This is a genomic window from Desulfosporosinus sp. I2, assembly GCF_000960765.1.
Taxonomy (GTDB): Bacteria; Bacillota; Desulfitobacteriia; order Desulfitobacteriales; family Desulfitobacteriaceae; genus Desulfosporosinus.
On the sequence record NZ_JYNH01000187.1, the window covers coordinates 1 to 8,371 of the forward strand.

Annotated in this window: 12 protein-coding genes; 2 read left to right on the plus strand and 10 right to left on the minus strand. The window is 40.9% G+C overall.

Annotated elements, in window-relative coordinates:
- On the minus strand, positions 1–552 hold a 552-nt coding region (locus tag UF75_RS23575), incomplete at its 3' end, for a ubiquinone/menaquinone biosynthesis methyltransferase (RefSeq protein ID WP_045576967.1).
- 187 nt (positions 553–739) lie between these two features.
- On the opposite strand from UF75_RS23575, the gene UF75_RS23580 reads away from it, so the two are divergent.
- Together UF75_RS23580 and UF75_RS23585 are read left to right on the plus strand one after the other, a co-directional pair.
- Complete coding sequence (locus tag UF75_RS23580; RefSeq protein ID WP_045576968.1) at positions 740–1,078, plus strand: PadR family transcriptional regulator; 339 nt, start codon at positions 740–742, stop codon at positions 1,076–1,078.
- A gap of 27 nt (positions 1,079–1,105) precedes the next feature.
- The gene (locus UF75_RS23585) at positions 1,106–2,293 is read left to right on the plus strand and encodes an MFS transporter (RefSeq protein WP_045576969.1); all 1,188 of its coding nucleotides are present in this window, start codon (positions 1,106–1,108) and stop codon (positions 2,291–2,293) included.
- 108 nt (positions 2,294–2,401) lie between these two features.
- Here the strand turns inward: UF75_RS23585 and UF75_RS23590 are convergent, their stop codons facing one another.
- The 9 genes from UF75_RS23590 to UF75_RS23625 form a co-directional block, all read right to left on the minus strand.
- A complete protein-coding gene (locus UF75_RS23590) occupies positions 2,402–2,989 on the minus strand; it encodes a TetR/AcrR family transcriptional regulator (RefSeq protein ID WP_045576970.1) in 588 nt (195 codons plus the stop codon).
- 93 nt (positions 2,990–3,082) lie between these two features.
- On the minus strand, positions 3,083–3,370 hold the full coding sequence (locus tag UF75_RS23595; protein ID WP_045576971.1) for a FeoC-like transcriptional regulator: 288 nt from the start codon (positions 3,368–3,370) through the stop codon (positions 3,083–3,085).
- Between the two features lie 27 nt (positions 3,371–3,397).
- Positions 3,398–4,306: a ferrous iron transporter B gene (locus UF75_RS30520; protein ID WP_242860406.1), complete on the minus strand. Its 909-nt coding sequence runs from the start codon at positions 4,304–4,306 to the stop codon at positions 3,398–3,400.
- Positions 4,285–5,487 (minus strand): ferrous iron transporter B, encoded by a 1,203-nt coding sequence (locus UF75_RS30525; RefSeq protein ID WP_242860407.1) that lies wholly within the window; start codon positions 5,485–5,487, stop codon positions 4,285–4,287. Before UF75_RS30525 ends, UF75_RS30520 begins: the two co-directional genes overlap by 22 nt.
- 88 nt (positions 5,488–5,575) lie before the next feature.
- Complete coding sequence (locus tag UF75_RS23605) at positions 5,576–5,842, minus strand: FeoA family protein (RefSeq protein ID WP_052693569.1); 267 nt, start codon at positions 5,840–5,842, stop codon at positions 5,576–5,578.
- A gap of 462 nt (positions 5,843–6,304) precedes the next feature.
- Positions 6,305–6,847, minus strand: coding sequence for an RNA 2',3'-cyclic phosphodiesterase (thpR, locus tag UF75_RS23610; protein ID WP_045576973.1), 543 nt, complete (start codon positions 6,845–6,847; stop codon positions 6,305–6,307).
- Between the two features lie 202 nt (positions 6,848–7,049).
- Positions 7,050–7,502 (minus strand): DinB family protein, encoded by a 453-nt coding sequence (locus UF75_RS23615; protein ID WP_045576974.1) that lies wholly within the window; start codon positions 7,500–7,502, stop codon positions 7,050–7,052.
- A gap of 40 nt (positions 7,503–7,542) precedes the next feature.
- Positions 7,543–8,061 (minus strand): MFS transporter, encoded by a 519-nt coding sequence (locus tag UF75_RS23620; RefSeq protein WP_207642500.1) that lies wholly within the window; start codon positions 8,059–8,061, stop codon positions 7,543–7,545.
- Positions 8,048–8,371, minus strand: a 324-nt coding sequence (locus tag UF75_RS23625; protein ID WP_197079521.1) for an MFS transporter, incomplete at its 5' end; no start/stop codon positions are given. The genes UF75_RS23625 and UF75_RS23620, both read right to left, overlap by 14 nt.

The window sequence follows — 8,371 nt, forward strand, 5'->3', positions numbered from 1 at the left end:
AATTTTGCCCATTAAAGGCACAAGTTTTTCAAAATATAACCAATACGCTTGTTTAAATCCGGGGAAAGTCGGTTTCGCCATATCTAACGATACAACGTTTCCTCCTGGCTTAACTGTACGAACCATTTCCTTTATACCCTGACGTAAATCAGGTAAATTTCGTAATCCCCAACCTACTGTAATCCCATCAAACATATTATCCGTAAAAGGAAGTTCCATTGCATTTCCTTGAATAAATGTAACCCTATTTTTGTGCAGGGATTGCTCTAAGGAACGTTTTGCTACATCGAGCATTTTTTGCGAAAAATCCAATCCTATAACATTTCCTTCTTGAGCAACGGCGTTTCCCAATTCCATAGAAAGTTGACCTGTACCACAACAAACATCCAGAATATGCATACCAGGTTTTGCGCCTACTCTCTGGACTGCCAAACGTCGCCATCGTTTATCCATTCCGAAACTCATCAGGCTATTCATGAAATCATAATGACCCGCAATAGCATTGAACGTATCTTGTACATAGGTTGCTTTATCTTTACCTGCAAAATCCATCGTTAATCTCCCTATCCATGGTTATTATTTTTGGTATAGTATAGACATTTTCTTAAATACTACGCGAACAATGGCCTTTTGTCTAGGATTATTAGTTGACCAATTGTTCAAACCCCACTATACTGTAACTAACAGTATGCTGTATATGACAGTATGATGTATCTTACAGTGTATAGGAGGGTTGAACTTGAATTGTTCGAAACATAGCCGTCATACTAATGCCTTTATTCTTCTCTTTTTGCAAAAGTCCTCACCAGCCTATGGTGCTCAGATTCTCTCAAGCTTACAGACAGAATTACCCTATTGCTTAACCGATAGTCCGAGTGTTTACAGGTCCCTTCAGGAGATGGAGAAAAAGTATTGGGTGAAGTCGCATTGGGAAACCCAGGATATCGGTCCTCCACGCAAATGGTATTGCATTACTCCCGAAGGGCAAGTTGCGCTCCATGATTATGCTGAGGACATCCGACAGCGACACGCCAATTTCAACTATTTTCTCACACACTATAGCTTAATATTCGAATAATCATTCTTGGAAAAGGAGGGGCTTTTGATGGACTCGAAAAAAACCATAAACTATTCGACGATCGGTGTACTATCCTTCGCTCACTTACTCAATGATATGTATAGTAATTATTTACCCCAAATGCTCCCCTTTTTGGTTGCCGCTACGGCCCTCTCAACGACTCGGGCTGCCATATTAGTCTCAGCGTTTACAATTAGCTCATCATTCATTCAACCCGTCTTCGGTTATTTCTTAGACAGGCAAGGTAAACGCTGGCTCGTTCATGTCGGTACCCTGTGGATGGCCATAATGCTCAGTTTAACGGGTCTAGTCCAGAGCTATTCCCTGCTTGTTCTCTTGGCTGGGTTGGCTGGTCTAGGAACCGCTGCCTTTCATCCTCAAGCATCGACCATGATTACGGTTGTAAGTGGGGATCGTAAGGCAGTTCTCCTTTCAACGTTTATCGCTTTTGGAAATACTGGTTTCGCTCTCAGTCCACTCTTGCTAGTCCCATTATTTCAAGCCTTTGGGCTTCACGCTACTATTTATACTGTTTTCCCCGGCATTTTCGTTGCTCTTTTGCTCTATTTCTTGGCACCTAAAAATAACGTCCTTAGTGGTGGAAAAGCCCCTAATTTATCTGAGGTGTTACACTCTTTAAAATCTGCACGCTTAGAATTACTTGCAATTACCAGTGTCATAGCGATACGTTCCCTAGCTTATACTGGATTATTAACCATCCTCCCGCTATACTTTCAGGCCCAAAATCTTTCCAGCATCACCTCTAGTCATTTAGTTTTTATTATGTTATTTTCTGGTGCACTGGGGGGGATTATGGGTGGTCTAATTTCAGATCACTATGGACGAAAACCCTTAATTGTCAGTTCACTCATTCTTACTACCCCTCTCTTCTATGGTTTCCTTTACACAAAAGGCATTCTTAGCATAGTTTTTCTTGCCTTAGCTGGGGCTTCCTTGTTGTCAAGTTTTTCCGTGACAGTGGTTGCTGCGCAGGAAGCAATTCCGAATAATAAATCTTTAGCAGCCGGGTTAACCATGGGGTTTGCGGGGGGAATCGGAGGGCTAATGGTAATCTTTATTGGCCGACTTGGAGATCTTTATGGGTTAACTACTGCAGTTTCTGTGCTCTTTATTCTCCCTATAGTGGCTGGAATTATCGCTCTTTTCATGAAAAGTCGACCGACAGCAAAAGCTGAGCGTCTTGCCGCCCGATAGTCTGGAAACTATCTCTAAATTCAAAAGAGCCATCCCCACTTCATAAGTGGGGATGGCCTTTCGTTTAACCCGATTATAAAGCTTTGCTAAGGTTCTTACATCGATACGCTAGATGCTAATTTTAAAGGCACCGCACATTAAACCAAAAACAATGTCATCTACCCCTTCTAAGGAACGAGGTTTCTTAGAAGTTACCCAATCGCTGATGGTAGCATCCAAAGTACCAAAGAACATTTGTCGGCCAATCTTAATATCCGTTAACATAATTTCCTCTTTTTCAACCCCTTGAGTGAGAACCTCTTCAATTAGCTGAAAATATCCTCTTAAAGGTCCAGAAATTGCTTCCCTAATCTTTGGATCGGACTGACGAATCTCTATCTGAGTGACCATCGCAAGAGCGCGATTTTCTTGCATGCATTTTAAGTGAGTCCGTATTATGCATAATATCCGCTCCTGAGTTGTCTTACAATGCACAATTGCCTGGCGAATCTCTTCAATAAATTGACCCATCCGATCCGAAAAAAGACTTACTAGAATATCTTCCTTATTCTTAAAGTATAAATAGATTGTACCATCAGCAACTCCCGCTAGTTTAGCAATTTTAGAAACTTGACATGAATAATAGCCATATTCGGCAAAAGCCTCCGTGGCTGCATCTAGAATGGCCTGATATTTTGCTTCACGGGGCTTCGTCATGCAGAACAGATCTCCCTTCAGTTTTCATAAGATTAATAATATAATTGTCGTATTATTCTGCATTATATCATTAACTATTAAGTTAATAAACTATTACTTCACCTTAGAACTTACAACTTGTTCCCCACGCTTTGTAAGAACCCAGAAAGTGAACGTATCCATAGGTTTAAACCCACATCCTTCACAATGGTTGCAACCTTTATCTAAATCACAGCTTAGGCTACAGGTTTGCCCCAATAATTCACGTCGAATATAACCCATGTGTTCCAATTGGTTTAAGAACCCTTCAACGTCTCTTATTGAACAGCCAACTTCCGTTGCTAACTGGGCCAATGATAATGATTCCTTACGTGCCAGTATTTCCAAAATACTTGTAAGCATATTCATACCCCCTGGGGTTGATTAGGATTATTGAAATCCAAGAGCTAGACCTCCGTGAAATACAATCCAACCCACTACAAAACTAAGGGTCAAGCTGTAGGCTACACCAAAGCTTGTCCAACCTAAATTATTTCCTGATTCTTTATACGTTGTTACGACAGATGCCAAACAAGGGATATAGAGCATATAAACTACCAGAAATGTATAGGCACCTAAAGGAGTCATAGCCCCCGTCATTGCTTGTGCTATAGATTGGGAAGCATCGGCAGCGACACCATACAAAATCCCTAAGGTTGATAAAGTCGTTTCTTTCGCCGTAAAACCAAAAACGATGGCTACCATGATTCGCCAGTCAAATCCTAACGGTTGGCCAATAAAAGCCAACATCCCCCCCATTTTACCAGCCCAAGTCGCGTTCATTGGAACCCCCTGTGGATAAGAGCTTAGGACCCAGACCACAATCGAAGCCACCAAAATAAATGTCCAGGCTCTTTTTAAAAAAGAGTAAGTTTTTTGCCAGGTTGGCAATAGGACATTGCGCCATGTGGGAATATGATAAAGTGGTAGCTCCATGACAAAGGCTGATCGCTCTGTTTGTTTGACCACTCGTCTTAAAAAAAGTGCGGAGAACATCACAAGAAGCATACTTATCAGTAAAAGACTGATCATAATTAGGGCACCTCGAGAACCTGGAAAAAACGCAGCTACAACTGCACTCATGACCCCCAAGCGAGGTACACAAGGAATTAAAGGATTAATCAGGATGGTAATCAAGCGATCCTTGGGATCTTCTAAGGTTCGCGTTGCCATAATTCCCGGTACATTACACCCAAAACTAGATATTAAGGAAAAAAACGATTTTCCATGCAATCCCATGAGTTGCATAAAGCGATCTCCTAAAAAGGCAGCCCTCGCTAAATAACCGCTATCCTGCATAAATGAAAAAAGGCAAAGAATATGGCTATTTGAGGAACAAAGGCTAAAACGGCACCCACACCAGCAAAGATCCCGTCTCTTACTAAACTCTGGACAAATTCAGGAGCCTGCCCCCATTGTAGCAAACCAACAACGATATCGGCCACCCATGCCATACCAAGAGAAACAGCCCCCCCTAAAGGCGCACTAGCAATAAAGGACATCCAAAAAACTAAGGCTAATATGACCAGCATAATTGGATAACCCCAAAATGGAGAAAGAATCCAACTATCTAGTCTATCCGTCAAGGTGGGTTTGTTTGGATTCTCATGCTTTCTAAACTGGGGGAGAATTGATGAGATATATCGGTATTTAGCATCCGCTATAGCCATCTCAAAATGGTCCTGAGTCCACCCATCTTCCTCATATTTCGCAAGTAACGATTCCCCTGGAAGTTCAGCAACTTCTTGTAGCTCGTAACTAACGGGATCACCGTTATTACAGCATGAATTCACCGTCTTATTTACCGGCAACTTTGTCGAACTTATCGACCATTTTTGCCCAATTTCAGGATCTCTCTCAAGACATTTAATCGCTAACCAGCGCAATGGGTAGGTTGTAACCCAAGGAGTATCTACTAAGAGCAATTCCATGGCCTGAATCTTCTGTTCAAGATCTGCTGGATAACTGACCTCAACCGGTAAAGGATCAGAGGCCATGCTTCCAACTCTAATGGCTTCCGATAAAAACTCTTCAATCCCTTTTCCTTTGGCAGCAACAATCTCGACCACTGGAACTTTCAAGGCCGAAGCAAGCTTTGAAGACTCAATCGAGATTCCAGCAGAATGAGCTAAATCCATCATGTTTAAACCGATCACTATGCGAGGTACTAACTCAAGAATTTGAAGTACTAAATAGAGGTTTCGTTCTATGTTTGAAGCATCGACCATTGCCATAACGACATCTGGTCTTTCGCGAAGAATATATTCCCTTGTAATAATCTCTTCTTGAGAGTATGCGGTCAAGCTGTAAGTTCCTGGTAGATCAATTAGTTCAATAGTTTGGTTAGCTCTTTGCAGCACACCTGATTTTCGTTCAACCGTCTTACCTGCCCAATTTCCGACCTGTTGGTTTGAACCCGTTAAAGCATTAAATATTGTACTTTTGCCTACATTAGGGTTCCCGATTAGTGCTATTTTCATCTCTTGCCGCCTCCCCTCTTTTTGTGAATAATATAAATGTCAAAGCGGCCTAGTCACGTTCTACCTAGAGTCCCATGGGTCGAGCCATTTATCGACTTGCTAACAAATGGTCGGTATATTGGGGATCTTTTTCCGTCACAATAATTTTTGCACATTCTCCTCTGCGCATGGCTAAATAGTATCCTTTTAGACGAACCTGAAGTGGACCACCAAAAGGAGCATGACGAACGACTTCTAATTCGACTCCCGGAACAATACCCATATCCATCATCCGGCGACGTAAGGCCCCTCCGCCGTCAATACGTTCAACACGTGCCCATTCACCTGTTTTTAAGTCTCCTAAATAGCGTTCCATCGTTATCCCCCCATTCAGAAACGAGAATCATTCTCACCATTAGTCCAAAACACAACTGAGAACATATCTCATTTGATATTAGAATACTCTTCTTTCGCGTTACTGTCAATAGAATTCTCACTGATTACGTCCGCCCAAGTTCCCCTATGGCTTCTCCCTACTCCCACTCATATCGTTGGCTATTGAGTATTTGGAATCGGACACGACATACCGTCTTATTGATTACCCACGATATTGATGAGGCTATTCTTCTCTCTGATAAAGTAATTGTTCTAAGTCAACGACCCACACGAATTATCCATGAGTTCGAAATCCCTTTCCCTCATCCACGTGATCCTGATGAACTGTTACTTTCTAGTGTTGCCTTAGATTTTAAGAGACAACTATTACACCTCCTCGTACCTTAGATACAAACTCAAAAGGAGCTGTGTCATAAGTCACATTAACTTATGACACAGCTCCTTAATCTAGGGCGGCACTGAATAAATCTATGTAGACTCTTTTACCATCAATAACCCTGCTTTCAAATAAAACAAGCTCTTCAACCATGAACTCACCTAGCTTCTTTGCTTGAACAAAGGAAAGATTAATATTATCGATTTTTGGTCGAGAGGCTAGGGTTATATGAGGCTTAAACTGTCGTTCTTCTAATTTAAAGGCCTTGTTTTTCAGTTCATAATGAAGGGTTTCTTTTAGCTGATTAAGTTTCGGTAAATCTCCACTTACCGCAGTCCATAATGTATGAGACCGTTTAAGAGATGGAAATGCCCCAAGCCCACCCATTGTTAACCCGAATGGTTTGTAGTTGTTAGCAACTTTCGTGATAGTTTTTGTAAGTGCCGAAATCTTATCGGTTTCTAACTCTCCAAGAAATTCTAAGGTTATATGAAGATTGTCTACTGATTTCCAAGATCCATTAACACCTAATTGTCTTAGTTTAGATTGAAATTCAAGAAGAGTTTGTTTGATCTCAGCAGGTAGATCAACCCCAACGAATAACCTCATAAACTTTCTCCTATTACTTTAATTTGAGTCTTTTACAGAGTTTACCTAAATTCAGACCACTTTTAGAGTATTTGATTTTTAGAGAGCTCTTATTCTAATCTTGACTCTTTGAATTCTGGAAGCATTAGTTCCTACCTCATAATAGCAGGATTCTCAGTAATGAAGTTCGCTCAGCGTCTTCCTATGGGTTTACAGAAATTACTTAAAGGTCAGATGAACCAAAGATTTGCCTTAGGTGATGATCCATATGTCTCAAGTAATCTTGAATTAGATCGTAAAGAGTAATATATTTGTTATCGCCTATATCACAGATGTACAATAATTTCTCCTCGGGAGTCTTCGAAATAACTCTCACAATATGTCTATTGAGAGTTGCCCAGAGGTTAACAATCTCATCGGAGGGTATACTTTGATAGTCTTGAATTAATACCCAATTGTTTTGGCTATAAGGACTTACTACAAACGGTTGACTTTCAAATTGGATTTTAGTAAATCTATGATGATTGTTGGTGGCCGAATCACACAAATGTCCCAATATCTCCCTTTTCGACCATTTCCCTACTAATTGTGATGATAATTCCTGTTCCGAAAACTCTTTGACTCTTAAGGGAACTGTTTGAACTAGGTAATTTAACCTTTTGATTATTGTCCTCATTTCTTCACTCCTTGCTAATAACACTAATGCCCCAACGCAATCATGTGTTAAGTATTTTATCACTTTTTAATAATAGCAGCACTAAAATAATACCTATCACTGTCAATAATGCCGATACTCTATACATCAATTGTACCTCACCCACTCGAATCAGCCACCCCGCGCCAATTGTACCGACAATTGCACTGATTCCGAAACTGACAGCATTAAAAGCTGACTGGGCACTTCCTTGAACATACGCTGGCAGAAGCGAGTTTAAATACTCAACACCAGCCAGATAAAAAAGTGCAAAACTAAGACACTGAGTAAATTGCAACATAAGAATGACCCTATAATCTTGGATTTGGCTATACCCTATCCAACGAAAAGTGAAGATAACTCCTGCCAAAACAATGAGTTGTTGAGGATTAAACCTTTTCAGCCACATAGTACCCATACTAAACACGATCATTTCACTTAAGGCTGCAATCGTCCACCCAAATCCGATCCACCAACGACTAGCTCCTAATTCTTGCAAATGCCAACCAAAAAAAACAGTATAGGCATTATACGGTGCCATAAATAAAAATGTGACCATAAAAAAAAATCATCAAACTGGGAGTTCCCAACACGTTTAGAAACGATGTAGGAATAGCGGGTAAAGATGAGCCCGCTTGCACAGCCTTTCTCGGGTTTGGCAATAATCTTGCCCACAATATACTCACTATCAGAATAACCCCTTCAACAAACCCAAACCACGCTAAATCTAAATAAGTAAAAATTAATCCACCAAGAGCGGCAGTTATCGCAAAACCGAAGGAACCCCAGCGACGAATTTTCCCATAACCCTTGCGATCCTCCAGTGTATTTAACACTAAGGCATCAGATAA

Coding starts and splice junctions, on each gene's coding strand:
- UF75_RS23605 (WP_052693569.1), bottom strand. CDS start 5,842: ATGGAACGCTATTTAGGAGACTTAAAAACAGGTGAATGGGCACGTGTT.
- UF75_RS30525 (WP_242860407.1), bottom strand. CDS start 5,487: ATGAAAATAGCACTAATCGGGAACCCTAATGTAGGCAAAAGTACAATA.
- UF75_RS23590 (WP_045576970.1), bottom strand. CDS start 2,989: ATGACGAAGCCCCGTGAAGCAAAATATCAGGCCATTCTAGATGCAGCC.
- UF75_RS23595 (WP_045576971.1), bottom strand. CDS start 3,370: ATGCTTACAAGTATTTTGGAAATACTGGCACGTAAGGAATCATTATCA.
- thpR (WP_045576973.1), bottom strand. CDS start 6,847: ATGAGGTTATTCGTTGGGGTTGATCTACCTGCTGAGATCAAACAAACT.
- UF75_RS23615 (WP_045576974.1), bottom strand. CDS start 7,502: ATGAGGACAATAATCAAAAGGTTAAATTACCTAGTTCAAACAGTTCCC.
- UF75_RS23585 (WP_045576969.1), top strand. CDS start 1,106: ATGGACTCGAAAAAAACCATAAACTATTCGACGATCGGTGTACTATCC.
- UF75_RS30520 (WP_242860406.1), bottom strand. CDS start 4,306: ATGCAGGATAGCGGTTATTTAGCGAGGGCTGCCTTTTTAGGAGATCGC.
- UF75_RS23620 (WP_207642500.1), bottom strand. CDS start 8,061: ATGGCACCGTATAATGCCTATACTGTTTTTTTTGGTTGGCATTTGCAA.